Below are 26,117 nucleotides of genomic sequence, written 5' to 3' on the forward strand. Positions count from 1 at the left end.
GGCGTATTCAGGGAAGTCAGCCGCGCCGTGCCCCCAGGCATATCCGATCTCGAAACCCGGTATCACCGGCGATACCGCACTTGCCGATCGACTACTCGACTGTGGCGGTGGCCACCTGGCGGATCGGCAAATTCCAAAATCAGTGGACGGTGATGAGACCATGGTGAGCGTGACTACCCATCAGTTGCCGTGGCAGACCGGTCAGCACCCGAAGCCGCGTACGTTTACCCAGTCCACGAAGCTGCAGGACGTCCTGTACGAGATCCGCGGACCGGTGCACGAGCACGCCTCACGGCTGGAAGCTGAAGGGCACCGCATCCTCAAGCTGAACATCGGCAACCCCGCGCCGTTCGGCTTCGAGGCACCCGACGTGATCATGCGCGACATGATCCAGGCGCTGCCGTACGCGCAGGGCTATTCCGACTCGAAGGGCATCGCCAGCGCGCGCCGCGCGGTGTTCACCCGTTACGAGCTGGTCGAGGGTTTTCCCAAGTTCGACATCGAAGACGTATACCTGGGCAACGGCGTCTCCGAGCTCATCACCATGACCCTGCAGGCGCTGCTGGACAACGGCGACCAGGTACTCATCCCGGCACCGGATTACCCGCTGTGGACGGCCTCGACCGCGCTGGCCGGCGGCACCCCGGTGCATTACATGTGCGACGAGACCCAGGGCTGGAATCCCGACGTCGCCGATATCGAGTCCAAGATCACCGAGCGCACCAAGGCGCTCGTGGTGATCAACCCGAACAACCCCACAGGCGCGGTGTACAGCCGCGAAACCCTGGAACAGATGGTGGAGTTGGCCCGCAAGCACCAGCTCCTGCTGCTGGCCGACGAGATCTACGACAAGATCCTCTACGACGACGCCAAGCACATCTCGCTGGCGACCCTCGCGCCTGACCTTCTGTGTCTGACTTTCAATGGGCTGTCCAAGGCCTACCGGGTGGCGGGTTACCGCTCCGGCTGGCTGGTCATCACCGGGCCCAAGGAGCACGCGACCAGCTTCATCGAGGGCATCAGCCTGCTGTCGAACATGCGACTGTGCCCGAATGTTCCTGCCCAGCATGCGATTCAGGTGGCCCTGGGTGGCCATCAGAGCATCGACGACCTGGTGCTGCCCGGCGGCCGGCTACTCGAGCAGCGTGACACGGCCTGGACCAAGCTCAATGAGATCCCCGGGGTGTCCTGTGTGAAACCCGCCGGTGCGCTGTACGCGTTCCCGCGCCTGGATCCCGAGGTCCACGACATTCACGACGACGAGCAGCTGGTGCTCGATCTGTTGCTGCAGGAGAAAATCCTGCTGACCCAGGGCACCGGATTCAACTGGCCCACGCCGGATCACCTGCGCATCGTCACGCTGCCATGGGCGCGGGACCTGGCCCAGGCGATCGAGCGGCTGGGCAACTTCCTGGCCGGCTACCGCCAGTAGCAGCGGGTTCCTCGCAACAGGGGCGTCAGCCGTTCTGGCGATAGCCACTGGGAGTCACTCCCACCCGCCGCCGAAACGCAGTCGAGAAGTGGTTCGGTGTCACAAAGCCGACCGCGGCGCTGATTTCGGTGATGGTTTGCGATGTCGTCGTCAACATCACCTTGGCTCGATCGATACGCCGATCCAGCAGGTATTGGTGCGGAGTGGTGTGGAATTCGGCAGCAAACGCCTTGATGAATCTGCCGACTGACATCTCGGCGAGTTCGGCCAACGTGTCCAACGTGATCTCCGAGTCCAACCCGTCCTCAAGGTACTCGACAAGGGCGGACCGGGTGGCGGGGTCCAGAACGTCGCGACCCGTTTTGCGCGGGGGCCGGACAGATACGCAGGTATCGACGATATGCAGTCGAAGCGCCTCGGCCAGAGAGTCTTTGAGCAACCGGGCCAGCGAATCGTCACGGCCGAAGAGCCTGGCCAAACCCTCTGTCAGTTGGTACATCAGGGGATCGCGTTTCTTGATACGCGGCACCTGAGCCGCACCGCCGACCGTTTGCACGGGAATCGCGATCTCGCAGAATCCCGCCGGTTCACCGCCCTGGACCTGCGACATGCACGCCTCGCCTGCGGGCACGACCCAGATATCGCCTACCCTCGGCGGGACACCGACCGATGACCCCCAATCCTGTGCCGTCTCCATCGAGTGCGGGCTGCCTTCGCGGTGCACATAGATCAGGTGCCGCGAGTCGTCGAAGCAGCACCAATCGGTAGGTTCATCGATGTGCTCGGTCGCGAACCGGAGGCTTAAACCTCGCGCCATCACGTCTTGCTGCGCGAGGACGATCCGCGGAGTCAGCGCTCGCTTACCGTTCCATACGTCCAGTGGCACAGCCCGAGACAATACCGACGCGGCGTTGAGTCCGTAGGAATTCTTCCGGGCACTTTTCCACCCCCGGCGCATTGTCGGCATCGGAGCAAGCCGGCACACAGGTAATTCACCACTCGATTCACTTACCCTGACCGGGTGGCGCACACGCATTCCCACTCTCATTCACTGACCGGTCCGTCTCCCTTGGGTCCGCTGGCCGCCCGAATCGTCGTCGGCCTGTTGATCGCCATCGGCGTCGCGATGGTCATCGGCGCCGCCATGCTGTGGCCCAGCCACCAGACGGTCGACATTCCGCTGCCCTTCCAGAACGCCGCGGGCGGGGCCGTCACCACCGAGGCCGGGCACGTCACGTCCAGCACTCTGGCGGACTGCGGCAGCCCGTCGGCAGGCGGCGTGTTGACGGCCGCACCGAAGCCGGCCGAGCCGGGCGGCGGCACCTGCGTGCAGAACCTGGTGGCCATCGATTCCGGCCCCAACAAGGGCGCCAAGACCCTGCTGGAGTTCACCACCGGGCCCGGACAGCCGAATCTTGCGGCCGGAGACAATATTCGGGTGAGCCGCCAGGTTGACCAGGCCGGTACGACGAGCTACGCGTTCTTCGACTTCGAGCGCACCTGGCCACTGGCGCTGCTCGCGCTGGCGTTCACCGTCGTGATCGTGGCCGTGGCGCGCTGGCGCGGTCTGCGGGCGATCGTCGGCATCGTGGTGGCCTTCGCGGTGTTGATGATCTTCCTGTTACCGGCGCTGCGCGATGGTGCCCCGGCGGTTCCGGTGTCGCTGGTGGCCTCGGCGGCGATTCTCTACGCGGTGATCTATCTGGCCCACGGCGTCAGCCTGCGCACCAGCGCGGCCCTGCTGGGCACTCTGACATCCTTGTTACTGGCAGCGATATTGTCTTGGGCGGCAATTGAATTGGCCCACTTGACGGGGTTGTCCGAGGACCAGAACAACGAGGTCGCGGCGTACATGGGCAACGTGTCGATCACCGGACTGCTGTTGGCCGGGTTCATCATCGGCTCGCTCGGTGTGCTCAACGACGTGACCATCACCCAGGCCTCGGCGGTATTCGAGCTCGCCGAACACGGCGGGAGCCGGCGCGCGATCTTCGTCGGCGCCATGCGGGTGGGCAGTGACCATATCGCCAGCACGGTCTACACCCTGGTGCTGGCCTATGCGGGCAGCGCCCTGCCGCTGCTGCTGCTGTTCAGCGTGGCCAACCGGTCGCTGGGTGACGTGCTGACCGGGGAGAGCGTGGCGATCGAGATCGCCCGTTCCGCGGTTGGCGGTATCGCCCTGGCGCTATCGGTCCCGTTGACGACGGGGATCGCCGCGGTACTCGCCACGCCCACCGCCAGGACGAAATAGCCTGCGACTCAGCCGACGAGGTCCTTTTCGGTGAGCTCGGTGGCAGCCAGCGCGGCGGCCAGGGTGTCGTGGCGGAACGCCGACGTGACATGGTCGTGCACCACCCGGAACGCCGCCGCCCCGGTGCGGGTACTCCCGTCGGCCGCCATGATGGTCTGTTCGACGACGACCACGCCGTCGTGCACGAACATCCGCCCCGGCGTCACGGTGTCCCCGCCGGACTCGGCCCACTCACGCAGGGCGGCGTGCCCCTGGGCGGCACCGTGGGCATCGCCCACCTCGATGTCATCGCTGGACAGCGCGATCAAGGTGTCGACGTCGTCCTCGTTCAGCGCGTCATGCCAGGCCAGAACCGTGGCGATCTCGGATGTGGTCATGAACGAAACGTACGCTACTCAGAACGGTGTGCGGTCGAGCCAGGCGTCCCAGGTCGCGGTGTCGCCGAACACTTCCAGCCCGAGGTCGGCGGCCGTGCCCCGCCGCGTGACCGCCATCAGCAGCTTCTGGGCCGGCCCCTTCAGGGCGACAGTGCCCTTGCCATGGCTGTGCGCCCACCCGAGCCCGTCCTCGTCGTGCGCGACCGTCCACTCCCCTGTCGGCCCCAGACCGTCGTCGGCCGCGTGCAGGTGGATGCTGGCGCCCAACGCGAGCGGTTCTGCGTGCCGTTTCTTGGCCGTGCCGGTGGCGATCTCGAGCCATTCGCTGACGGCATCGGCGGCGAGTTCGGCGGGGAGCACGAACTCGCCTCCCACGGCCAAGGCCGCGTCAGCGTGGTGGACCGCCACCTCGTGGACGCGGCGGCGGATCCACCAACCCCCCGGCTTCGGGCCAAGGAACGTCCATACCCTGGTGTCGGTGCCGATCTGGTCGACGGCCTTGAGGACCTGGGTCGCGCCCTGGTTGAGCCACTCGATCGCGGCGTCGGGATCCTCGGGCGGGCGGCCCTCATGGACCTCACGCGGATCGAGGGGTGAGACCCGACGCTCGGAGATAATCTGTGCCGCCCAACGGTTTCCGCGACCAACATGGCGGAACAGTTGCTTGAGCGTCCAGTCCGGGCAGGTCGGTACCGGCGTCTCGGGATCGCTGGAGGCGATCAGCTCCCCGAAGCTCCGGGTCTGGTCGAGCAGAGCGGCTCGGAAGTCCACGTCACGAACCTACCGCTGTGCGTGCCTTTCCGAGCGTTATCGGCAGAGTCGACCAACCGCGCAGGATCCGGGTGTCTCGGCGGTTGCCTTCGCCCGCGGCCCGGGCGTCGGGGAACCGGTCGAAGAAGGTCTGCAGGCCCACCTGTCCTTCGGCCCTGGCCAGGGCCGCACCGAGGCAGAAGTGTCGGCCACCGGAGAACGACAGGTGCCGGCCGGCGTTGTCGCGTTCGATGTCGAAGCGGTGCGGGTCGGTGAATACCGCGGGGTCGCGGTTGACGCCGGCGAGATGCACGATGACGAGTTCTCCGGCCTGCACCGCGGTGCCGGCCACTTCGGTGTCGCGCAGGGCCACCCGCGCGCTCATCACGACCGGTGAGTCGAGTCGCAGGATTTCCTCCACCGTGTTCGGCCACAGCTCGGGGCGGGCCGAGAGGGTCTGCAGATGTTCGGGATGGGCGAGCAGCATCCGGATGCCGTTGCCCAGCAGGTTGACTGTGGTCTCGAATCCGGCCGCCAGCACCAGCCCGGCCAGCGCCCGCAGTTCCGACTCGTCGAGCGGTTCTCCGGCAGCTCCCGCCTCGGAGGCCGCGATGATCTGGCTGAGCAGGTCATCACCGGGGTTGCGCCGCAGGTGGCGCAGGTGATCGGTCAGCCAGGCCTCGAATCCGTGGATGCCGGAATTCACCTGTTGATACTGCTGCCAGGTCAGCCCGATGTCGAGACTCGGGGCGCCGAGTTCGCCGAAGCGCAGCACCTGGGCGCGGTCGGCGTCGGGGACGCCCAGGATGTCGCTGATCACCGCGACAGGCAGCTGTGCGCAGTACCGGTCCACGATGTTCACCACCCCGGCGTCGCCATCCATCGAGTCCAGCAGTTCGTCGGCGGTCTCCTTCACCCGTTCCCGCAACCGGGCCACCGCGCGGGTGGTGAAGACCGAGGAGACCAGCTTGCGGTAGCGGGTGTGATCGGGTGGTTCCACCGCCAACAGGGACGGCGGCAGCAGCGGGTGCAGCATCCCGGTGTCGGTCTTGTCCGCCACCCAACGCAACGGACGCGGCAGGTTGCCGCCGAGCCGCGACACCCGGAAGTCATCGGAGCGCAGCAGGTCGGTGGCCACGTTGTGGTCGAACGTCATCAGGATGGCGCGACCGCGTACCAGTGGTCCGCGTCGGCGCATCTCGTCGGCGAAGGGCGCCGGGTCGGCCAGCACCGCTGGGTCCGCGATCAACCGGGCCTGCGGATCGCCGCGACGTATGCCGACCGCGGAGACGCCTCGAACCACCCCGTGCAAGGCCATCCACCGGATTCGTTCGCGCATGGCCCGAGCCTACGACCGCGGAAATTGTTCTACAAGCGTCAAACAGTGGCGACGGGGCGTCCCAGCGCGTAGACCCGCCACCCGGCGTCCCGCCACCGCTGGTCATCCAGGCAATTGCGTCCGTCCACAACGACTTTGACGCGCACCGTGTCGGCCAACTCAGCCGGGTCAAGGTCAACGAACTCGGCCCACTCGGTGAGCACCAGCACCGCATCGGCCCGGTCGCAGGCTTCGACGACGGACGTGGAGTAGTTCAGCGTCGGGAACACCCGCTGGGAGTTGTCCATCGCCTTGGGGTCGTACACGTTCACCGCGGCCCCGTTCAACTGCAGCATGCCGGCGACGTTGAGGGCCGGCGAGTCGCGCACATCGTCGGACTCGGGTTTGAATGCCGCGCCGAGTACGGCGATATTGGCGCCCAGCAGGGATCCACCGCAGGCCCGGGTGGTCAGTTCCACCATGGCGGTGCGACGACGCATGTTGATGCTGTCGACCTCACGCAGGAAGGTCAGGGCGTGGTTGGCGCCCAGTTCACCGGCGCGGGCCATGAAGGCGCGAATGTCCTTGGGTAGGCATCCGCCGCCGAAACCCAAGCCCGCGTTGAGGAATCGCCGCCCGATGCGTGGGTCGTAGCCCAGCGCGTCAGCCAGCAGCGTGACGTCGGCACCGGCGGCCTCACACACCTCCGAGATCGCGTTGATGAACGAGATCTTGGTCGCCAGGAACGCGTTGGCCGACACCTTGACCAGCTCGGCGGTCTGCAGGTCGGTGACCAGGAACGGCACCCCGTCCTCGATCAACGGCGCGTAGAGTTCACGTACCGCAGCCTCGGCCCGAATCGAATCATGCTGCACCCCAAGCACAATGCGATCCGGGTGCAGGGTGTCGTGCACGGCGTAGCCTTCGCGCAGGAACTCCGGGTTCCAGGCCACCTCGACGTCGACGTCAGCAGGGGCGAGTCCACGGGCCCGCTCGGCCAGGTCGGCGGCCGTGCCGACCGGAACGGTCGACTTGCCGACGATCACCGCGGACCGGCGCAGCCGCGGCACCAGGGTGTCGATGACGGCGTGCACGTGGCGCAGATCGGCGCCGTAGTCGCCCTTCTTCTGCGGGGTACCGACGCCGAGGAAGTGCACGTCGGCGAAGTCGGCGGCCTCGTCGTAGTCGGTGGTGAACCGCAGCCGTCCGGCAGACAGATTGTCGTTCAACACCTTGCGCAGGCCGGGCTCGTAGAACGGGATGTCGCCGGCGGCGAGTTTGGCCACCTTGCCCGGGTCGATGTCGACCCCGATCACCTCGTGGCCGAGCTCGGCCATCCCCGCGGCATGTGTCGCGCCCAGATAACCGGTACCGAAAACGGTGCATCGCATACTGCCTGGATAGGCGGCGAGTATGAGCTAGTTGCTACGTGACACTGAGCGGCAGGCCAACGTCAGGTGACGGTTGTCAGTGCCCACCGAACGGGAAGGGCCACAGCGATCCCCCGTCGCCACCACCGCGCGAACCCCCGGAACGACCGGGATTCCAATCGTCGGATCCGCGACCGGAACGACCGGGATTCCAGTCATCGGATCCGCGACCGGAACGACCGGGATTCCAGTCGTCCGAGCCTGAGCCCGGCCACTGCGGCGCCTCGCGTTCGTGGCGTGACGGCGGATCCCACTGCGGGCTCTGACGCTGCGGCGGATCCCACGGGGGACGGAAGATGTTCGGCAGCCGCGGCGCAGGCGGCAGCACGACCAGCGGCGGGATGTACGGCGCCGGCGGGTTGTAGATCGGCGCCGGCGGCGGCGCGATGGGCAGCGGTGCCGGTGCTTCGGGAACCGGCGCCGGAGCCTCGGGTGCCGGCGGCGGGACCGCGGCGGGCTGCTCGACGTAGACCGTGCGCGGCGGCGCCTGCGGCGCGGGTGCCGGAGCCTCCTGGACCACCGGGATCGGAGCCTTGATGGTCTCCGGCGGCGGGGCAGGTGGCGGCGGTACCAGCGCTTCTGGCGGCGGCGCCGGGGCGGGGAGCTTGGCCGGGGCGCTGGGCGCCACGGCGCCCTGTGCCGGTGCGGGGCGTTGATCGACAGTCGGCCGGATATTCACCGCAAGCGAGATCACCAGCGCCACAACGCCAACCACGAACACCGAGGTCAACGCCGAACCGACGAGCAGGAACGGTTTGCGCTCCCCTCCCATCGGCATCTCGTCGCCGACGAGCTCCACAACGTCGACCGGCGCGTCGCCCAGCGGGGCCATCTCGGTGGAAAGACCGGCCAGCGCGTAGGCGCTACCCGCGGTGCTGCCGTCGGGATCCTGCGAATAGGCCAGCCCGACGGTGGTCGCCTCGAACGCGGGCGCATGGGCCGAGGCCAGCGCGGCGCCGCGGGCCAGCGCCATCTCCGGCTCGTCGGGGGCACTGACCGGCAGCGACACCAGGTTCTCCAGATGCGCTTTCACCGAGGCGACGTCCACCCCGGCGCCCAGGACGAACATGCCGTCCGGCGCGGAATCGGACGCTTCGACCGCGGCGGCCATGTCCGTGAGCACGGCCATGGCGTCGGCGCTGTGCAACGACTGGGCCAACACCTTGACCACCGAGCCGTCGTCGGTCTTCACCACGGACAGCGTCGCAGTGTCGCGGTCGATGAACAGCAGTGCGGTGGTGCTGTAACCGACCGCGCGGCCGACCGCCTGGGCCAGTGCCGCAGCGGCATGGCCTTCGGAGACCAACATGACGTCGTCGATGCCGTGCGCAGACAGCGTGTCGCGCAGCGCGGCGGCATCCGAATGGTCGGTCCAGGTGACGCCGATCGACTTCAGATGGTGCCCGCCCGCAGTGGCGCTCTCCTGGGTTCCGAGGATGGCGGCGACCACCTGATCGGACGCAGTGGCGGTTGCCGAATCATCACCGGCGGTGACATCGAAGACGTCGTGATCGACAGTGACCCCGTCGGCCTTCTCCCCTTCGACCAGCACCATGCGGACCGTCGTAGGTGCCATCGCCACACCCAATACGATGTCCACCAAGCCCTCCAATGTGTTTGCTACACTGCCGTTGTCGCCATTGCGCACACATTCCGCACGAACCGACAACTAGAACCTTTTTCGGTGTAACCAGGTCGATCGTTACACCCGTGCGCATTAGCCGAAGCGCTCAGATTCTGGTCGGACCGCGACGGCATGCTGCGCGCCGGCGCCGGTTAGTTAGACCCTACTCGGCATTACGACAAACGACGCCGCCCGGTTCATCCCGCACTGTCTTCTTCGGCCGGATCCGGACGCTGCGTCAGACCCCCGGGCTGGCCCAGCTGCCCGAACAATCCGGGCCGACGCTGGGGCAGATGCCCGTGCACACCTTCGGCGTAGGCGGACTCGGCGTGCTGGGTGAAATCGACGCCGGTGGTCTCGTCTTCGGGACTGAGCCGGAAACCCATGAACCGGTCGATGGCCTTGGCCAGCAGGTAGGACATGGCGAAGGCGTAGACGGCCACCACGACGGCGCCCAACAGCTGCTTGCCCAGCTGGGTCAGCCCGCCGCCGTAGAAGAGGCCCTGCGGGCCTTGGGTCATCACCTCGGTGGCCAGGAATCCGATCAGCAGCACGCCGACCACGCCGCCGACGAAGTGGACGCCCACCACGTCGAGCGAGTCGTCATAGCCGAACCGGAACTTCAGGCCGATCGCAAAGGAACACACCACGCCGGCCGCCAGGCCCACCACGACTGCGCCGAGGGTGTTGACCGTGCCGCACGACGGGGTGATCGCCACCAGGCCGGCCACCACACCGGAGGCCGCACCGAAGGTCGTCGGCTTGCCATCGCGGACCTGCTCGACGGTCAACCAGCCGAGCATGCCCAGGCAGCCGGCCACCAGGGTGTTGAGGAAGATCGCCGCGGCGGTGCCGTTGGCCGCCAGTGCCGAGCCGGCGTTGAAACCGAACCAGCCGAACCACAGCAGACCGACGCCGAGCAACACGAACGGCAGGTTGTGCGGACGCATGGCGTCCTGTTTGAAGCCGATGCGAGGTCCGAGCACCAGGGCCAGCGCCAGGGCCGAGGCCCCCGAGACGATCTCGACGACGAGGCCGCCCGCGTAGTCGAGGACGCCCAGGCCGGCCAGCCAGCCGCCCGGGCCCCAGACCCAGTGCGCGACGACGGCGTACACCGCGACCGCCCAGACCGGGACGAACAGCATCCAGGCGGCGAACTTCGCCCGGTCGGCGATGGCCCCGCTGACCAGGGCAGCCGTGAGGATGGCGAAGGCCAGCTGGAATGTGGCGAACAACAGCTCGGGTACCGAGCCGTGGACGGTGCTGGGCGTGATGCCCAGCATGCCGAAGTGCTGCAGGCCGCCGATCAGACCGCCGCCGGCGTCGTCCGAGAACGCCAGGGTGTAGCCGACCAGCAGCCAGGCCACGGTGACCAGCGGGATCGAGATGAAGCTCATCATGATCATGTTGAGCACGCCGGTGGTGCGGACCATGCCGCCGTAGAAGATGGCGAGGCCGGGGGTCATCAGCAGCACCAGCGCGGTGCTGGCCAGCAGCCAGGCCGTGGCGGCCGGATCGATTTCGGGCACGTCGGACTCCTTCGGTCCCGACGAGAATGTCCGGCGCGCGTTTCAGCCGCGGGGCGAAACTGTTTCCAGCGTGTTTCGTGTTGCCGTGTGGTTACTGAAAGTTCACTCGTGTGATTGCACGCCCAGCGGCCACTCATGACACGCGAATCGCTGCTCTACGTGTCATAAGTGGCCACTCGGCGGCCTAGGACTTGATGAAGTTCAGATGTGAGCGCGACGGCGTCGGGCCACGTTGGCCCTGGTATTTCGAGCCGACCTTGTCGCTGCCGTACGGGTGCTCGGCCGGGCTGGTCAGCCGCAACAGGCAGAGCTGGCCGATCTTCATACCGGGCCACAACGTGATGGGCAGGTTGGCGACGTTGGAGAGCTCCAGAGTGATGTGCCCGGAGAAGCCCGGGTCGATGAACCCCGCCGTCGAGTGCGTCAACAATCCGAGACGGCCCAGCGAGGACTTACCTTCCAGGCGCCCGGCCAGGTCGTCGGGCAGCGAGCACACCTCGAGCGTGGAGCCGAGCACGAACTCTCCGGGGTGCAGAACGAACGGCTCCCCCTCACCGGGTTCGACCAGGGAGGTCAACTCATCCTGTTGTTTGGCCGGGTCGATGTGGGTGTAGCGGGTGTTGTTGAACACCCGGAACAGGCTGTCCAGGCGGACATCGACGCTCGACGGCTGCACCAGGGCATCGTCGAACGGCTCGATGGCGAGGCGTTTCGCGGCGATCTCGGCCCGGATGTCCCTATCGGAGAGCAGCACCCGACGAGAGTATCGGTTACCGACGGACCACCTGCGGCAACGGCGGCACGACGCTCTCGGCGTGAGGCACCGTCAACGTTTCCTGCGCCGCCCGCCCAGCCCGTGGAACCACCATGCGGACAACGACGTGGATCGGCGGCTCGACCGGCGCCGCGTGCTCAGCCGGGGTCGACGCCTGCGGCGGGGAACCACCGTCGGCCCGATGCACCGTGGTCGCCAAGAACACCGATCCCGCCACGATCAGCACCACCGTGGCCACGATCATGTGCACGGTGCGCATCAGCGGGTCACGCTTGGGCGCCGACGCAGAATCGTCCCGAATGTCGCTGCTGGCGAGCAGCGCACCGCGCGCCAGCAGCAGGGCAGCGTCATCGCCGACTGCGACGGGGCACGACATCACCGAGTTCACCTCCTCGACAAGGCTTTCCGCATCTGGGGCGGATCCCGCGATGGCGACTGCGGAGATCGGTTCGGGGAAGCTGTCGCAGACGCCCCGCAGCGCCAGCACTGCGGTGGCCTCGCCTGGCCCGTCCAGACGGCGGCTACGCAACCGGCGAGTGCCGTCCTCACCCTCGGCGCCGATCACGGTCAGCATGGTCTCGTCGGGTTCCACCACCCACAGCGCGACCGAGTCGCAGTCAGCGATCTGGGCGGTGTACTCGGCGGCAGCTTCGAGAGCGTCAGTCGTGGGGACCACCGCCAGCGTCGCTGTGCCCAGCTCGTCGAGGGCGTCCAGGACCCGCTTGGCTTCGTCGGCCACCGCATCGGTCCAGGTCAGCGAGACACGGTTGACGGTGTGGCCGTTGGCGGGGGCGGCGGCGTATGTGTCGCGGACTGCGTTGACGATGTGCTCGCGGAAGCCTGGGTGCTCGACGCCGGTGCCGGTGTCGGCGTCGGCGTCGGCGTCGGCGTCGGCGTCGGCGTCGGCGTCGAACGAATCGTGGTCGATCACCGCACCGTCGCCGTGGCTGCCCTCCACCAGGAGAAGCCGGGCCTCGCGCGAGGTCATGGCAATACCGATAACAACATCCATTGGGTTGAATCCCTCGGTTGGTTCGGCCCGACCTGCGGGCCTGTTCGCTCCATTCAGCACCGGATGGAGCCCACGACAACCGACGGTAGAGCGGGCGCCTGAGAGTGACGGCCCAAGGCTTTAGGTGACTCTCAGGGTGGCGGGTGAACGGCAATCATGTTCTGGAGTCAGATGTTTCGCCACAGCCCCGGATGCTCTGGGTCAGCACTGGGCAGCCACGTTTCGACACCGTCGGCACCCTTCGCCAGTCGCCGGCCCCAACCCCACATGTCAGCGGGCGTCAATTTCTTAGACTCGCCGAGACGATGTCCGCCCGCCTCACCCACACCACGGGCCGGGTTGCTATCCTTCGTCAGCACCATGCCGATGTAGTTCAATGGCAGAACATCAGCTTCCCAAGCTGAATACGCGGGTTCGATTCCCGTCATCGGCTCCACGCATACTGGCAGTGAGCGCGTCGGCATCCTCCGGCAAACATATGTCCGCCGAATCCCGCACTTTCCCCGTACTTTCGATTTTCAGGATTGGTCGCTGGCCCAACGCTCTAGCACGGTGCGGGTGTCCGGGCCTGCGGTCACCCGCTGCACACAGTGGCCCTCAGTCGTCGCCAGCTGTGCGTGTGACAGCTGCCGTTGCGCGGCTTCAACGCCGAACCCATCCCGGACAACTGTGGCCACAGACCGCCGGAAGCTATGCGGTGTCACCCACTGGAGATCCTCGTGGTCGACAAGAGCTTCCCGCAGCGCCGACCTGACATTCGTTCATGCCACCAGTCCGCCGTCACGGTTGGCGAACACCGCCCCAGCCTGCCCAGTCACCGCGTACAGGTCGGCAAGCACCTGGACGCCGAACGCCGGCAGGCTCACAGTGTGCGGCGGCGCCCCGCCCTTGCGCGTGTCCTGTCGGTGCAGCGGCTTCCCGGCCACCCGACCGGCGTCGACGACAGTGCCACTGATCGTGACTGTCGGCGCCGGCCGTCTGCTCGACGCCGCCGGCACCGCGGGGACGTGAGCGGCCAACTTGTCGGCGAAGTGATCGCCGCATCGGAAACCCTCCGAGCACGCGGCCTGTCCGAGCGCGGGTTCCAGGCGCTGATCGCGATCGCCGAGAAGGCCAACACCAACACCCGACAAGCATCAGTTCGCTGGGCACACATTCAGGCCGTCCAGTACGGCACATCGCTCTCCACTGCGAAGCGAGCTATCAAGGAACTTGAAGGTGCGGGCTACGTTCGGAAAGTCAAGCGCGGGTTCAACAATCAACAGGGCAGGTCAGCGGCACGGGTTTATGAGTTGTCCACAATGCCTGTCCGGGCGGACATTCCACGGACATTGGGGCGGATCACCCAACACGAACGGGTCATCCATGGTGACCCATTCGAGGGTAGGCGAACGGGTCGCCCAAGACGACCCAATCGCCACCCCCACACTCGATTTGCTGGACTGCGACTCGGACCGACTGGGTCATGGAACCGGATCGAACGGGTCAAATCCGGGTACCGAACGGGTCAAATCCGGACGACCTACTTGACGGGTTAACACCTGACGCCGCAAAACCCCCTGACGAACAGCAGCTGGTATTTCGTGACGGGGGTACGTCACTAGGGGCCAGCCGCGAGCCGACGCGCTTCGACAACAACCTCGCTCAGCAGTTGTACGCCGACGCCGACATGGACCACCAGTGCCCAAATTGCCGCGCCGATGCTCATGAGTGGTGTCAGCGGGACGACGGCTCGCAGAAGCGCATGCCCTGCCTAGCCCGCACTCGGAGACCAGCGTGACGTCGCGAGTGTTCCAGGACGTCTACGCCGACGCCGCAATGGATGCCGAGTGCCCGAACTGCCAGGCACCACCGCACAGGTGGTGCAAGCGCCCAAACAGCGACACCGGCCAATTCCGTGCATCGCCCGTATGCGCGTGACTGCCCGGTACCCCGGCCGCACTAGAAACTGCCCGTCGACGACGTCCGACGTCGAGCCCGATGACGCGCGGGCCTTCTCGACACGATTCTTCTCCGAGCCAATCCACCAGCCCGAGGACGATCTGTGAGCGCCCGCGCCGCGCTGGTCTGCTACCGCCAAACCGAGTCCGGGCCGGTCTCAGCGGAGTTCACCTATTGGGACACCGCCTGCCAAGCACGACAGGCCGCAGCCGAACTCACTCCTGCGGTCCTCAGTGCATCGGTGTTCACAGTGTCGTGCGACTGGACCGCGGGCCGGACCGCAGGCGACGGCTGTCGTCGAAGACCAGCGCGGCCACCAGCGAAGGCGCCGGGGTTGCGTTCACCAGTCGCGGTCGGTGCGATCGCCAAAAGGAGTCTGGCCGGTGAACACCGAGTCCGGTCTGATCCGCGCCGGCGCGATCGTAGTCAGGTCCGGCCCGGCGCTGAAGGCGGCCCGCGACTGCGCCCTGATCGCCAGGGCACCGCAAGCTGTCCGGCATCCCGTATCAAACCTACGAAGCTCTGGCCTGCGAACTCGGCGCCGCGATGGCCGCAGCCGGTGACTCGGACGTCCGTTCGCCCGCCGTCAGTAAGGCTGTCGCCATGGAGCAACCGACCGTGCCAGTCGCCGAAGCAGCTGCCCGCCTGGGCATCTCGGTCAGGCAGGCTCGTCGACTCGCCCCGCAACTTGAGGGCCGCAAGATTGCCGGTTGCGTGTTTGTCGACGAGACGGCACTTCGCCAACACACCGAAGGAACGCAATGAACCGCCTAGAACGAGACCGACTCATCGCCAGCCTGACCGACGACGAACTCGAGCAACTCGGCAAGCGCCATGTCGAAGCTGCCGCTCCCGAAGACCCGACACGGCAGTTCCTGCGAGCCATCAACGCCGAACGCGACGGCGACTGGATCACGGAGGTTTCAGCGCGGCTCTCGCTCCCGGCACAGTCCAGGCCCAGAACGTTCGCCCAAACCTTCACCGCCCAAACCGAACCCACACGCTGAAAGGACCGAACACCATGCAGCTCACTGCCCGCTTCTACGCATCACAAGTCAGGAAAACCGCCGAAACACTCGGCATCCCACTACCCGCCGCGCTCGTCGAGCAGCTCGATCACGCCGACAGGTCGCCGGCACCGCCGAAACGATGCTCGGCGGCGCCGGCGACCTGAACGAAGCAGTCCTCGACGCAATCGAAGCTGGCCGCGGCACTCGAACCGCACACCGCCGCGCTCACAGCAGCCGCCGCCGCGCTACCCGTCGACAACCTCGACGACGTCCAAGGTGTCATCGTGCGCGGGCCCGACGTCGTACAGCACTGGAGCAACGCGAAGAAATCGGTCACCTTGTGGTCCGCTGCGGTACAAGGATTCACCGCCCTTGCCGAGGCGACCGGCATCGACTACACCAATCACAGGCCGTTGATCCTCACCGATACAGACGCACTCGCCGCCCGCCTCAAAGGCGTCTCCCACATCGACGCATGGACGCTTGCCCGCAACGGATTACCGCTCGCGCTCGCCACCCTCGGTCAATTCGTAGCGCGCATGACGCGCTACGAAGCCGACCACGACACCGCCGCCGCGAACTAGGCCCGGCAACGCTCCGTGACCTCTCCACCAATCGACCTCGCAGCCGACCAGGGGGATGCGCCCATGGGCACCCCACCCGCCGCCTCCCATCGCATAGGCGCTGCCCCCTCTGCACCGCCCCGAAAAAAAATCGCCTCCGTCGCCGGGCTTAACCGTTTGCCTTCGCCGCCGCGATCAGAGCGCGCAATTGGTCGGGGTTCATCCACGGTCGGGCATGGTGGATCATTCGATGACAGTTTGCGCAGATGAGAACGAGGTCTTTGAGCCGAGTCGATTTTGGGCCACTCTCGTGGAGCGGGACGACGTGATGGCACTCGATGATGCCGTCACCCTTATCGCCATACGCCGCTCTAAAGTCGAACCCGCACGTCTCACAAGCGAGATTGCCATGCTGTGCAAGATGCTGAGCGATTTTCTTGGTCCGGAGGCTTCGGCTGCGTTCCCGGACCATGTGGCGTCGCTCGAGTAGGCGCCCCTCTGGTGCTTCGCCCTCCATCTCATCAATGTCGACGAGATCGACGTAGTCGGCAGTCAATACGCCAGAACCCACCCCGTCGCGAATGAGTTGCGCCGTTTGAATCATCGCGGCTTCGTTGTCGAGGAAATCTTGGAGCACAACACCGTCGAGTCTGTTGCCGTGGCTCAGCTTGTTGCCCTTGCCTGGAAGGTGCGCAGCAATGTTGTAGGTCTTCATCGACACGCCGTCGGGATTGCGGAACCGCACTCCACGCGCATTCGGCGGGTGAATCGGCAGGCATTGCAGCAGCGCTGAAAGATCAACTGTCTCTTGCTGGCTTGTGCCTAGACCTTTCCAGTTGTTCTGCCGGAGAGCGTCACAGGCCAGGATGAGTTCATCCCGTGTCCAGTCCGGTTCGCTGGTTGGGACGGCGAAGCCCAACTTCTTGAGCCATTTCGCTGCGTCGGTCTTTCCGCCGGACAGCTGATCAACGTTGAGCGGTTCGAGGCCTTCATGGAATCCGTGGGCGGCTGCGAAGATCGCTTTCGAGTCGTAGTGCTTGCCTTTGTGGATGAGAAAGTAGTCCTTGGCCTCGCCGAAACCGTACTTGGCCAAGAATGGGCCGCGCGTCAGCTCGTCGAACTCGACGATTGCCTTCAGGACGTCCCCCTCGTCTACGAGTTCCTTGGCGACTACAGGCGCGGGAGGGTTTGCCATAGCGGTCGAGCGTACTGAGCGCCGGATGGCTCCGGGTGAGCAATGCGACTATCAACCGGTCGTGAGGCCGGCGTGGGATCCGCCGCTGCGGGCTCGCGTGCTCGCATGCTTGGGCGGTGACGATGCGGCAGGAGGCGAAGGCGACGCGCGCCCTGTACGAGGGTTAACGCGCTGACGTTGACGACGTGAACCCGTATGCCGACCGATCAGTGGTCCTCGCGAAGCTGTGGATGCGCGGCTACAGGCATGCTGCACATACGTGTCACCAACGGGCCGGCTACCGGCGACCCGGGGTACAGCCGATTAGGTGAACGACGCCGGCGACACCTAATTCGTGACCGTGCTGAACAACGTCGCCGCTTCTGTCCCGGCCTACTGTCAACCCGTCGCGGGCCCGCGACTATCTTCTTCGTACTAGGCCAGGTGAACTATCGAGCTTCTCGCTACTGTCAGGGACAGCTTTCAGATCGTGGCTGACAGAGTGACACTCAATCAATCGTTTCGCAGAGGAGTTGCATGTCAGAGGCAAGAGCGTTCAACCGAAACCCAAGTCCGCAGATGGCCAGCTGGTTCCTGGATCTCAACTCCGCGAAGCGGCTCGACCTGGATCCTCCATATCAGAGGCGGAGCGTTTGGAATCTTGAGTTTCGCAGATTCTTCATCGACTCAATTATTCGAAATTATCCAACTCAAGCGATATTTATCGATACGACACTAGATCCAGACCATCCCACTATTTACAAAATTCTCGACGGGAAGCAGCGACTTACATCGCTGATTATGTTCACCGAAAACGAGTTTACAACCCCAGAATCACTGTCTGATCTAGATCTTGACGATACTTATTACAGCGACCTACCCCGCGAAGTAAAAACCCAAATCCTTCGCTATCTATTTACAGTTGAGACGGTCACTAACGCTAGCGCTGCCGAGTTAAATCAAGCGTTCGACCGCCTAAACCGCAACGTCATACGCCTCAACAAGCAGGAGCTGCGCCACGCGCAGTACGCCGGCGCGTTCATATCGAAGATGGAAAGACTCTCCGACGAGCCATTCTGGGAGGATATCGGCTTGGTGACGCCCGCACGACGACGGCGCATGCTTGATGTGGAATATATTTCAGAGTTGTACGTGGTCGCCGCGCAAGGCATTCAAGATGGCAAAGATTACCTCGACCTTATCTATTCTGATTGGGACGAAGAGATCGCGAACGAGAGGCGGGCTGATGCGCGGTTCCGGGCTCTTCCGACTTGATGGGGGTCTGGTGTGACCGATTGGGTTCGTGTCGGTGACTGATTGAGGGCTCGCGCCCTTGTCAACTGGGTGTTCTCTACGCATCCAGAGCAAAGGCGCGAGCATGTCTGACAATAGTGGTTCCCTGCTGCTTGGACTCGACGGCATCACCGTGGAGTCCGTGCAAGTCGATGACGGCGATGTCCGCATCGTTGAGGTGGGCACAGCGCTCGAGTGGGTCGGGATCTGCCCGGACTGCCGAACCAGATCGTCGCGGTCGAGGGGTTGGGTCACGACTCGGCCCCGGGACATCAAGATCGGTGCGGACCGGCCGCTGATCATGTGGCGAAAGCGGAAATGGTTGTGCACCAACACCTCCTGCGAACGCAGGTCATTCACTGAGTCGACGCCGTCGATCCCGCCGCGGGCTCGGGTGACGGTGCGAGCCAAGGCGGAGATGGCCCTGGCGGTCCTCGACGACGACCGCTCGGTCAAGGCCGTCGCCGCCGCGTATGGCTGTAGCTGGAACACCTGCCATGACGCGGTGATCGCCACCGCGGATCCGGTCCTGGCCGGTGAACCGCCCCCGGTGCGGGTGCTGGGCATCGATGAGACCCGCCGCGGGAAGGCCAAGTGGGAGACCTGCCCGGAGACCGGGGCCCGGGCGTGGGTGGACCGCTGGGACAGCGGCCTGGTCGACATCACCGGCGCCGGCGGGTTGCTGGTCCAGGTCAACGGGCGTGCCGCGCGGCCGGTGACCGACTGGCTGACCCAGCGCGAGCAGGCGTGGAGGGACGGGATCGAGTTCGTCGCGATCGACATGTCGGGGGCCTACGCCAAGGCCGCCCGCGAGGCGTTGCCGCACGCGAAGCTGATCGTGGATCGCTTTCATCTCGTGAAGAAGGCCAACGAGATGGTCGATCGGGTTCGCCGCCGCGTCACCCAGACCTACCGCGGACGCCGCGGGCACAAGAGCGATCCGGAGTGGATCAACCGCCGCCGGCTGCTGCGCGCCGCCGAACGGCTGACCGACGATCAACGCCACACGCTGTTCGAGAAACTGACCTGCGCAGACCCCAACGGGGACATCGCGGCGGCCTGGATCGCCAAGGAACTGCTGCGAGATGTGCTGGCCTGCACCGACCGTGGCGGTCTGCGCTACGAGATCGGCGACGCGCTGTACCGGTTCTACACGTTCTGCGCGGCGTGCTCGGTACCCGAGATCGTCAAGCTCGCCGAAACCATCTCCGCGTGGCAGGAACCGATGATCCTGGCCATCACCACCGGGCTGTCCAACGCCCGCAGCGAGGGCTACAACAGAATCGTCAAACACGTCGGCCGAATCGCGTTCGGATTCAGAACACCGGACAACCAACGCCGCCGCGTACGGTGGGCCTGCACCCGCCAATCACGGCGAGCGCCATCCAGAACCAGGCTCCGCCCCTGCTAAGTCGGAAGAGCCCGGTTCCGGCACGCCCGGCAGTTCTTAGAAGCAGTCAACGTCGAATATCCATTGTCTCCCACCCGGTATAGCAACATTGCCGACTTCTACTCGGTTTGGGCTGCAGTGATTGAGCTCAGGACAGCTTCAGAATTAGACGACCCGTTGGTGTGTGCTGCTCGTCTTGCAGAGTTCTACGTCGAACTAGTATCCCAATCGTCGGACCGCTCACGTTCGTATTTGTTGGCGGCAAGGCAGGGCTCAAATAAGGCCTTAAATAGATCGCGGCGTGCCGAGATACTGAAGGATGTATTGACCGGTAAGACGCAATGATCCCGGCTGAATTACTTACTCAGTACGGACTTCGGTCTGCGCAGCTTAATTCTCTGCGGGACTTTTTTGATAAACGTTTGAGCGCCGATCTTTCGCACCTGAAACCGATCAGAATTGATGGCCGGGTCAAAGAACCTTCGAGCATCCTGCAGAAGCTCGCGACGGGAAAATACGAAGGTGTCGCTAAGCTGCAAGATCTTGTTGGAATGACGGTCGTTCTGCTCCATCGGCGGGATGTCGGGTCGGCCATTGATGTGGTGAAGTCCTCTAGCTTGATAATTGTTGGAGAGTCGACGAGAGAAGTAGAGGCTACGGACTTTCGTTACAGGGAACCGAAGCTGTACATCCAGCCGCCCGCCGACTTCCTTGATAGAAATCCAGAATTGAACGACTTCGTGGTCGAAGTGCAATTCACGTCAGCCCTCCAACATGCTCTAGATATGACTACTCACGATTTCGACTATAAGGGCAAGTCATATTCATGGCGCAATTTTCGCCTCGTCGCAGAGCTTCGCGGCATGCTGGAATTGGTCGACAACATGATCGATGATATCGACAATGTCGAATTTGCGCGTTCTGAGGTAATAATTCCGCCGGCGAGGATCGTCTACGCTTCCGCCATCCTCGAAGTGCTTACCGCGAGATTCGAAGATGAACGGTTGCCGTCAGATCGCCGGCGATTTGCTGACACGGTGGCGGGATGGTGTCGCGCCATTGATATTGACCCTGACAGCCTTGCTGAACTGCTAGGCCGGCAAGAACGGTTCTTGCGCGCTGAGTCGTTAGACCCGACGAGCGCGGTGCTCGGCGCACTCCTAACGGAGCATTCGTCCACGCTCACCGACAAGTTTGAGGGCCACTTCGTGGTGGGCAGCGAGCTTGAGTCATTATGTCCCGAAGCAGGGTCGATCGCGCCCGACAAGCGAGTCCGCCTCGACTGGCAAGACCGATTGACCAGTTAACGCGCGTCTCGCTGCAGCAGACCTGCCGGCCGAACCACCCGAGCGTGCCAGCCGTCGTGACCTGCGCTGGCACGCATGTGCATTCGGCGCCCGGCCCCGGTGGCTCTTATTCCGAGTCGTCGTACCGGCCGATGGCTGCATCCTCAGCAGCACTAATTTCGTCCGGTGTAGCTTCGTCCTCGTCCCACTGCGTCTCTCCTATCTGTTCGAGGGGGAGTAGGTCAACGCTCAGCCGGAGACCGCAGACGGAGCATTCGAATTCCTGGGGTTCGCGGAACACTTCAACGAACGGAATTCCGGGCCTGCCGTTGTCGTCATACTCGACCTCGATCGTGCTTCGGTGGACCGAGTACTCGAGCCATCCTTCGTATTTGCAGACGGGGCATTTCTGGCGCGTCCATGCGCCATCGTCGCCGTAGTACCCGGCGGGCGCTCGCTCTGCCCACTCAGATAGGGCGTCGTGATCCAAGCCCCGGCCCTGGAGTCTGTCCAATTCCCGACGCGCAGCTGCCTTGAGCTGCTCCAGCATCAATCGCTTAGCTTCGGCCTGTGCTTTTAGACGTTCGTCGACTTGGGTTAGAAAGTCCTCGCCCCAGTAGGAGGTGCGATTCAGCGACGGATCGGACTCATTGATTGTCGCGATGACGTGTTCAGACAGGGCGACCATTGTGGTGAGGGCAGGTTCGAATGTCGTGAGGTCGACGCAGCCTATGTGTGTCGCAAGGTTCCGAATGTCGAAGACGACGGAGTCGCGTTCGGAGTTGTAATCGAATGGATCGCACTGCTTCAGAAGGGTCAAGCATTCGGTGGCCGATCTCGTCTTCACCTTCGCGGGGACGAGTTCGCCGACGCCGACGAACTGCAACAGATGCTTCGGCTGCCTGTCCTCGGCCAGTAGCACAGGGCTGATGCTTGCGACTGCGGCTTTAGCAAGCAGCTCGACCGATGTACCGATTGACACAGCACGATCCAAGATAGAGAGATCATCGGATGCGCTTGCTAGTGCCCGTCGAGCGTGCAGGGACGCAACCCGAAATAGATACTTGGGTAGTTCGCTCTGCGACACAGCTCGGCCAATACCGGGCCATTGCGGCGGCGTGACGGTCGGCATGCGGACAACGCTATTCCACTCGGTGGGTGGCCCCAACACCGACATTCGCCTGGACGCGACGTTCACCGGGCGCGACCAGAACGCGGCGGGCCGAGTGTTTGCGGGTACTCCGTACTTTCCCTGCATAAACACCCGCAATCTGGCGGGAACTTACCCGCATCCACCCGTACTAGTTACTCACGTGATCCATTGCAGTACAGCACTTCAGCGAACGGCAGTACCCTCTGACAGACCGGCCGGCCCCAAGCTGAACACGCGGGTTCGATTCCCGTCATCTGCTCCACGAACACCCTGATAGAAGGCTTGTCAGCCGTCGAACGCCTGTTTTCATGACGCTCCTCTACCGCCGCCGTACCGCCGACCGCCCGTCGGTTTGCCGGAAATTACAAGCGTGTCAGTAACGCGTGGGATACTCGACACCGTGGCTGACCAGTGGGACCGGCGATTCGATGACCACCCCGTGTGGGGCGCGGTCGTCACGCTGAAGGACCATCTGTCCAAAATCGACTTGCCATCCGATCCGCAACTCGCTGAGTCCTACAGGCGCCTGGAGCGGCTGGTTGCGACTCTCGATGCTTATCGCGAAGCCGAGAACAATAAAGACCTGTTCACGAACACAATGCTCCAGTCGGTGTACGACGCCATGGTGCAGTACGTCCTGAATATGCTTTCGCAGTATGTGCAGGATCCCGCGACCTACGCGGGATCCCTCACGTCGGCCGCCGACAACGTCGACACTGTGCATGAGCAACTCGCTAGGTGGCCCGCGCTCTCGCTGCGCGGACGCGCGGTCGCCGCAGGGCAAGCAGCGGGGCAGTACGAGGACGCCTCTAAAGAGGCACTCGCCAGGTTCAGCGTGCAGGTGGAGGAGATCGGCGAGAAGGTCACCGGTCTGCGGGCGCGCATCGACGACGAAGTCGAGCAGGTGCAGCAAGTACGTTCCGAGGCGATTCAGGAACTCCAAACAAATGTCGATACCCACCTGACGTCAGTGAAGGAACAGGTAGTTGAGATCGAGAATGCGGTCAGCGGGCATCTGAAAACCCTCGAAAACCTCACGGACAAAACAGAAGAAAGCCTCAAGGATCGGCTTGCGGAATTCGGCGAATGGTCACGGACTGAGGCGGCCGACAGCATCCGAGAGGCAATCAACGAACTCCGCGAGGATACGGCGAAGTCGGTCGCGGAGACCAAGGCGGCCCTGGAGGAGACAAAGCGCCTCCACAACGAGACGGCCGAACTCGAGAAGCAAACCCGCAACACCGCTGAGGCTCTCGCCCAACGTGCCGTCGCCGACGATTACCAGAAGAACGCGCGCAACAAGGCTTTTGCGGGATGGGTCTGGGACGTACTCGGGTTCGTGGTAGGCGCTGTGCCGCTTGGATTCGTTCTCTATCACTTCCTAACCGTGACGGACAATACCGACAATCTCGCAGCTCTGACTGTGAGCCGGGTCGGCGTCTCCGCAGCCGCAGTCGGTGTCGCCGCGCTGTGCTTCCATCGGGGTAGCCAGAACCACAAGGAGTCGCGCATCGCGAAGCGGACAGACCTGCGCGTCCGTACTGTTCGCCCGTTCCTCGCGAATCTCGAGCCCGACGTGCGTGATGCGGTGATCGAGGGCATGGCGGACCAGCTCTATTTGCAAGGCAAGATGGAGACGCTTGGCCCGCAGGAAGGCGCGGAGGCCGAAGAGAATCTGCTAGCACGGTATTTGAAGGACCGCAGACTCCGAACAGCAATAACCGATGGCGATACCGAAGGCAAGGCCGAGACCTAACCTCGAAGCTGAATCACGTTTCCTGCGTACTGCTTTGACATCGCACCTAGCGCGTCCATCGCGTCGGCGTGGTCGTCTTCGAAGAGGTGCGCATAGATCGTCAGCGTCGTGGTGACCTTGGTGTAGCCCATGAACCGCGCGATCTCCAACGGTGGAATCCCAGCCGCCACACAAACTGGCGTACGTGTGCCGTAACGAGTGGGACTTCAGCTCCGGCGAGAGCTTGGCCGTTGGTGTAGCACGTTGGCGCGGAGGACAGTTGGCCGATACACCGCCTTGTAGAAGGTCATGTGCCGCAACGGCTCCTCCCAGGTCAGCCAGCCTTGTTGCCGGCCCATTCGGTGAACTAACCCGACAGATAGCCAAACGGCGTAGCATTGTTGCTTGTCGGGGCCATAATCGGCCGGAGGTGTCGACCATGTTTGACGCGACCCGCTCACTCGTCGTTGCTGGCACAGCAACATTGATGCTGGGCTTCAGCACCCCATTCGCCTATGCCGACCCGCCGGCACCCGGCTCAGCCTGCGGCCCCGACAAGGTGATCACGTCCGTCAACACCTGTGAGCCGCTCAACTCGTCGTGCACGGGGTATGACGGCATGGTGATTGGCCGGGTGGCCGCTGACGGCCGGTGCGTGATTCCGGGACTCGACGGCACTCGGTGGTAGCTGGAGAGTTCAGCTGCCAGCATCGGATATGACCGGGAATCACCGGAGGCTCGACCGATCGCCGAGCCGTCGAACCGGCACATCCTCCCATTCATTGAGAACCCTCGTTGACAATTGCCGCAGCCGTGGATGACAGTGCTAGGCATCCACCGCACGAAAGGCACGTCATTGAGCGCGAACCCGCCCGAAGGCCAGCTCAACGAACTCGGCTATTACGCCGTGACCCGCCACCCCGCGGATGTCCGAGTGGTCTTGCCCGAAGCCCGTACAGCGGACGCGCTCGGCCTGGGCTCCTGCCACATCGGTGAACGCTTCACGGTGAAGGACCCGGCGGTCCTCTCGGGCGCGGTCGCGGGCGCCAGCACCAGCCTGGGTATCGCGCCGTCGACGAACTACCACACGCGGCATCCCACGGTCACCGCGACGATCGGGTCAACGATGCACGCGCTCACCGAAGGCCGGTTCGCCATGGCGTTCGGCCGCGGGATGGCGGCGTACTGGCAGGCGATCGGTCTGCCGGTGGTGACCGAGGCCCGGATGCGTGACTTCTTCGGCATCCTGCGCCGACTCTGGGCCGGCGAGATGATCCTCGACCACGATGGTCCGGCCGGGAAGTGGCCGTTTCTGCGCCATGCCAGCGGACTGCCCGACGGACCTCCCATCGGATTGGTGGCGGTTGGACCCAAGACCATGGAACTGGCCGGCGAGATCGCCGATTTCGTTGTGCTCCATACCTTTTTCTCCGACGAGGCGACGACGTCATCGGTCGCGGCGGTGCGCCGGGGCGCGGAACGCGCCGGCCGGGATCCTGACAGCGTCCGCATCTGGGCGTGCCTGGCAACGGTCCCCGACGCGTTGTCGCCGGAGGATCAGATGCGTCGCGGGGTCGGGCGGCTGGCCACCTACCTGCAGGCGTACGCCGACGTGCTCGTCTCGGCCAACGGCTGGGATCCCGCGGTGTGGGAACAGATCAAGCAGACCGAACTGTTCGCCGACGCGGCCGCTGCGGGGCCGATCGACGCCAGTGCCTCATTCGAAACGCTGCAGCGCATCGCCGAGTTGATTCCCGCCGAATGGTTGGACTCGGTAGCCAAGGGGTCACCGCAGGACTGCGCGAAAACCGTTGCCCGGCAGTATGACCTGGGCACCCACTCGGTCATCATGCACGGGGCCAGCCCGCACGAAATCGCGCCCGTCGTACAGGCATACCGGGACATCCGGCCGGTGCTGCGCCGGGCTGTCGCAGCGAACCCTGGGAGGTTCGCCTGAACAATCGCGAATCCCCGCAGGCCAACCGCGCTCGGGAGCAGTGGAACGACGCGGTCCCCCAGTCGGCCGCGGGTACCCGGCTGAACAAGCGCGGACTGGAGACCCGGGCGCGCCTGC

General features: G+C 64.6%; 25 protein-coding genes, 1 tRNA gene and 2 pseudogenes. 14 read left to right on the forward strand and 14 right to left on the reverse strand.

Features of this window, described 5'->3' with window-relative positions; all coding sequences use genetic code 11:
- Positions 1-142 precede the first annotated feature (142 nt).
- Positions 143-1,432 carry a pyridoxal phosphate-dependent aminotransferase gene (locus JOF57_RS22350; protein WP_209920130.1) on the forward strand — a complete coding sequence of 430 codons (1,290 nt, stop codon included), beginning with the start codon at positions 143-145 and terminating at the stop codon, positions 1,430-1,432.
- 25 nt (positions 1,433-1,457) lie between these two features.
- Here the strand turns inward: JOF57_RS22350 and JOF57_RS22355 are convergent, their stop codons facing one another.
- Positions 1,458-2,318: a helix-turn-helix domain-containing protein gene (locus JOF57_RS22355; protein ID WP_307870074.1), complete on the reverse strand. Its 861-nt coding sequence runs from the start codon at positions 2,316-2,318 to the stop codon at positions 1,458-1,460.
- Positions 2,319-2,453: 135 nt separating this feature from the next.
- Between JOF57_RS22355 and JOF57_RS22360 the strand changes: the two genes are divergently transcribed.
- Positions 2,454-3,683, forward strand: a complete 1,230-nt coding sequence (locus JOF57_RS22360) for a YibE/F family protein (protein ID WP_209920132.1) — start codon at positions 2,454-2,456, stop codon at positions 3,681-3,683.
- 8 nt (positions 3,684-3,691) lie between these two features.
- Here JOF57_RS22360 and JOF57_RS22365 read toward each other — a convergent pair whose 3' ends face one another.
- The 8 genes from JOF57_RS22365 to JOF57_RS22400 all read right to left on the reverse strand — a co-directional run bounded on the left by JOF57_RS22365 (position 3,692) and on the right by JOF57_RS22400 (position 12,498).
- Entirely contained in the window at positions 3,692-4,060 is a 369-nt protein-coding gene (locus JOF57_RS22365) for a nuclear transport factor 2 family protein (RefSeq protein ID WP_209920134.1), read from the reverse strand.
- Positions 4,061-4,078: 18 nt separating this feature from the next.
- Positions 4,079-4,831 carry a maleylpyruvate isomerase family mycothiol-dependent enzyme gene (locus tag JOF57_RS22370; RefSeq protein WP_209920136.1) on the reverse strand — a complete coding sequence of 251 codons (753 nt, stop codon included), beginning with the start codon at positions 4,829-4,831 and terminating at the stop codon, positions 4,079-4,081.
- A 1-nt stretch (position 4,832) separates the two neighbouring features.
- Positions 4,833-6,149, reverse strand: a complete 1,317-nt coding sequence (locus JOF57_RS22375) for a cytochrome P450 (RefSeq protein WP_209920138.1) — start codon at positions 6,147-6,149, stop codon at positions 4,833-4,835.
- A 38-nt stretch (positions 6,150-6,187) separates the two neighbouring features.
- On the reverse strand, positions 6,188-7,519 hold the full coding sequence (locus JOF57_RS22380) for a UDP-glucose dehydrogenase family protein (protein ID WP_209920140.1): 1,332 nt from the start codon (positions 7,517-7,519) through the stop codon (positions 6,188-6,190).
- A 76-nt stretch (positions 7,520-7,595) separates the two neighbouring features.
- Positions 7,596-9,158, reverse strand: coding sequence for a DUF7159 family protein (locus JOF57_RS22385; RefSeq protein WP_209920142.1), 1,563 nt, complete (start codon positions 9,156-9,158; stop codon positions 7,596-7,598).
- Between the two features lie 221 nt (positions 9,159-9,379).
- Complete coding sequence (locus JOF57_RS22390) at positions 9,380-10,711, reverse strand: ammonium transporter (RefSeq protein ID WP_209920144.1); 1,332 nt, start codon at positions 10,709-10,711, stop codon at positions 9,380-9,382.
- Between the two features lie 184 nt (positions 10,712-10,895).
- Complete coding sequence (dcd, locus tag JOF57_RS22395) at positions 10,896-11,465, reverse strand: dCTP deaminase (protein WP_209920146.1); 570 nt, start codon at positions 11,463-11,465, stop codon at positions 10,896-10,898.
- Between the two features lie 16 nt (positions 11,466-11,481).
- Positions 11,482-12,498, reverse strand: a complete 1,017-nt coding sequence (locus tag JOF57_RS22400; protein WP_456094040.1) for a DUF7159 family protein — start codon at positions 12,496-12,498, stop codon at positions 11,482-11,484.
- Positions 12,499-12,860: 362 nt separating this feature from the next.
- Here JOF57_RS22400 and JOF57_RS22405 point away from each other — a divergent pair.
- Positions 12,861-12,934: transfer RNA gene (locus JOF57_RS22405), tRNA-Gly, on the forward strand.
- An 82-nt stretch (positions 12,935-13,016) separates the two neighbouring features.
- Here the strand turns inward: JOF57_RS22405 and JOF57_RS22410 are convergent.
- Positions 13,017-13,466 (reverse strand): annotated as a pseudogene (locus tag JOF57_RS22410) (site-specific integrase); the annotation flags it as partial.
- Between the two features lie 861 nt (positions 13,467-14,327).
- Here JOF57_RS22410 and JOF57_RS22415 point away from each other — a divergent pair.
- The 3 genes from JOF57_RS22415 to JOF57_RS22425 all read left to right on the forward strand — a co-directional run bounded on the left by JOF57_RS22415 (position 14,328) and on the right by JOF57_RS22425 (position 15,446).
- The gene (locus JOF57_RS22415) at positions 14,328-14,546 is read left to right on the forward strand and encodes a hypothetical protein (protein ID WP_209920149.1); all 219 of its coding nucleotides are present in this window, start codon (positions 14,328-14,330) and stop codon (positions 14,544-14,546) included.
- 496 nt (positions 14,547-15,042) lie between these two features.
- Positions 15,043-15,204: a hypothetical protein gene (locus JOF57_RS22420; RefSeq protein ID WP_209920150.1), complete on the forward strand. Its 162-nt coding sequence runs from the start codon at positions 15,043-15,045 to the stop codon at positions 15,202-15,204.
- Entirely contained in the window at positions 15,201-15,446 is a 246-nt protein-coding gene (locus tag JOF57_RS22425; RefSeq protein ID WP_209920152.1) for a hypothetical protein, read from the forward strand. The genes JOF57_RS22420 and JOF57_RS22425 overlap by 4 nt, the downstream gene beginning before the upstream one ends.
- A gap of 109 nt (positions 15,447-15,555) precedes the next feature.
- Here JOF57_RS22425 and JOF57_RS22430 read toward each other — a convergent pair whose 3' ends face one another.
- A complete protein-coding gene (locus JOF57_RS22430; RefSeq protein ID WP_209920154.1) occupies positions 15,556-15,732 on the reverse strand; it encodes a hypothetical protein in 177 nt (58 codons plus the stop codon).
- A 1-nt stretch (position 15,733) separates the two neighbouring features.
- Between JOF57_RS22430 and JOF57_RS22435 the strand changes: the two genes are divergently transcribed.
- Positions 15,734-16,033 (forward strand): hypothetical protein, encoded by a 300-nt coding sequence (locus tag JOF57_RS22435; protein WP_209920156.1) that lies wholly within the window; start codon positions 15,734-15,736, stop codon positions 16,031-16,033.
- Positions 16,034-16,181: 148 nt separating this feature from the next.
- On the opposite strand, the gene JOF57_RS22440 is transcribed toward JOF57_RS22435, so the two are convergent.
- Positions 16,182-17,207: an HNH endonuclease gene (locus tag JOF57_RS22440; RefSeq protein WP_209920158.1), complete on the reverse strand. Its 1,026-nt coding sequence runs from the start codon at positions 17,205-17,207 to the stop codon at positions 16,182-16,184.
- A gap of 209 nt (positions 17,208-17,416) precedes the next feature.
- On the opposite strand from JOF57_RS22440, the gene JOF57_RS31495 reads away from it, so the two are divergent.
- From JOF57_RS31495 to JOF57_RS22455, 4 genes and pseudogenes are all read left to right on the forward strand, one after another.
- The gene (locus JOF57_RS31495; RefSeq protein ID WP_456094044.1) at positions 17,417-17,518 is read left to right on the forward strand and encodes a hypothetical protein; all 102 of its coding nucleotides are present in this window, start codon (positions 17,417-17,419) and stop codon (positions 17,516-17,518) included.
- Positions 17,519-17,765: 247 nt separating this feature from the next.
- On the forward strand, positions 17,766-18,461 hold the full coding sequence (locus JOF57_RS22445; protein ID WP_209920160.1) for a DUF262 domain-containing protein: 696 nt from the start codon (positions 17,766-17,768) through the stop codon (positions 18,459-18,461).
- 42 nt (positions 18,462-18,503) lie between these two features.
- A pseudogene (locus JOF57_RS22450) lies at positions 18,504-19,890 on the forward strand (ISL3 family transposase).
- 320 nt (positions 19,891-20,210) lie between these two features.
- Complete coding sequence (locus JOF57_RS22455) at positions 20,211-21,176, forward strand: RelA/SpoT-related domain-containing protein (protein WP_209920162.1); 966 nt, start codon at positions 20,211-20,213, stop codon at positions 21,174-21,176.
- A gap of 106 nt (positions 21,177-21,282) precedes the next feature.
- On the opposite strand, the gene JOF57_RS22460 is transcribed toward JOF57_RS22455, so the two are convergent.
- Positions 21,283-22,287 (reverse strand): hypothetical protein, encoded by a 1,005-nt coding sequence (locus JOF57_RS22460; RefSeq protein ID WP_209920163.1) that lies wholly within the window; start codon positions 22,285-22,287, stop codon positions 21,283-21,285.
- A gap of 421 nt (positions 22,288-22,708) precedes the next feature.
- Between JOF57_RS22460 and JOF57_RS22465 the strand changes: the two genes are divergently transcribed.
- Positions 22,709-24,064, forward strand: a complete 1,356-nt coding sequence (locus tag JOF57_RS22465) for a hypothetical protein (protein WP_209920166.1) — start codon at positions 22,709-22,711, stop codon at positions 24,062-24,064.
- Here JOF57_RS22465 and JOF57_RS22470 read toward each other — a convergent pair.
- On the reverse strand, positions 24,061-24,234 hold the full coding sequence (locus tag JOF57_RS22470; RefSeq protein WP_209920168.1) for a hypothetical protein: 174 nt from the start codon (positions 24,232-24,234) through the stop codon (positions 24,061-24,063). The genes JOF57_RS22465 and JOF57_RS22470 overlap by 4 nt on opposite strands.
- A 248-nt stretch (positions 24,235-24,482) precedes the next feature.
- On the opposite strand from JOF57_RS22470, the gene JOF57_RS22475 reads away from it, so the two are divergent.
- Positions 24,483-24,731 (forward strand): hypothetical protein, encoded by a 249-nt coding sequence (locus JOF57_RS22475; RefSeq protein WP_209920170.1) that lies wholly within the window; start codon positions 24,483-24,485, stop codon positions 24,729-24,731.
- 129 nt (positions 24,732-24,860) lie between these two features.
- Positions 24,861-26,000, forward strand: coding sequence for a TIGR03857 family LLM class F420-dependent oxidoreductase (locus JOF57_RS22480; RefSeq protein WP_234938217.1), 1,140 nt, complete (start codon positions 24,861-24,863; stop codon positions 25,998-26,000).
- Positions 26,001-26,117: the final 117 nt, after the last annotated feature.

The sequence above is a fragment of the Mycolicibacterium lutetiense genome, assembly GCF_017876775.1.
Lineage (GTDB): Bacteria > Actinomycetota > Actinomycetes > Mycobacteriales > Mycobacteriaceae > Mycobacterium > Mycobacterium lutetiense.

What these genes read in the sequence shown, in the direction of transcription:
- JOF57_RS22365 (WP_209920134.1), bottom strand. Translation starts at nt 4,060, where the DNA reads ATGACCACATCCGAGATCGCCACGGTTCTGGCCTGGCATGACGCGCTG.
- JOF57_RS22375 (WP_209920138.1), bottom strand. Translation starts at nt 6,149, where the DNA reads ATGCGCGAACGAATCCGGTGGATGGCCTTGCACGGGGTGGTTCGAGGC.
- JOF57_RS22380 (WP_209920140.1), bottom strand. Translation starts at nt 7,519, where the DNA reads ATGCGATGCACCGTTTTCGGTACCGGTTATCTGGGCGCGACACATGCC.
- JOF57_RS22400 (WP_456094040.1), bottom strand. Translation starts at nt 12,498, where the DNA reads ATGGATGTTGTTATCGGTATTGCCATGACCTCGCGCGAGGCCCGGCTT.
- JOF57_RS22420 (WP_209920150.1), top strand. Translation starts at nt 15,043, where the DNA reads ATGGAGCAACCGACCGTGCCAGTCGCCGAAGCAGCTGCCCGCCTGGGC.
- JOF57_RS22425 (WP_209920152.1), top strand. Translation starts at nt 15,201, where the DNA reads ATGAACCGCCTAGAACGAGACCGACTCATCGCCAGCCTGACCGACGAC.
- JOF57_RS22430 (WP_209920154.1), bottom strand. Translation starts at nt 15,732, where the DNA reads ATGACACCTTGGACGTCGTCGAGGTTGTCGACGGGTAGCGCGGCGGCG.
- JOF57_RS22440 (WP_209920158.1), bottom strand. Translation starts at nt 17,207, where the DNA reads ATGGCAAACCCTCCCGCGCCTGTAGTCGCCAAGGAACTCGTAGACGAG.
- JOF57_RS22445 (WP_209920160.1), top strand. Translation starts at nt 17,766, where the DNA reads ATGGCCAGCTGGTTCCTGGATCTCAACTCCGCGAAGCGGCTCGACCTG.
- JOF57_RS22455 (WP_209920162.1), top strand. Translation starts at nt 20,211, where the DNA reads ATGATCCCGGCTGAATTACTTACTCAGTACGGACTTCGGTCTGCGCAG.
- JOF57_RS22460 (WP_209920163.1), bottom strand. Translation starts at nt 22,287, where the DNA reads ATGCCGACCGTCACGCCGCCGCAATGGCCCGGTATTGGCCGAGCTGTG.
- JOF57_RS22475 (WP_209920170.1), top strand. Translation starts at nt 24,483, where the DNA reads ATGTTTGACGCGACCCGCTCACTCGTCGTTGCTGGCACAGCAACATTG.
- JOF57_RS22480 (WP_234938217.1), top strand. Translation starts at nt 24,861, where the DNA reads ATGACAGTGCTAGGCATCCACCGCACGAAAGGCACGTCATTGAGCGCG.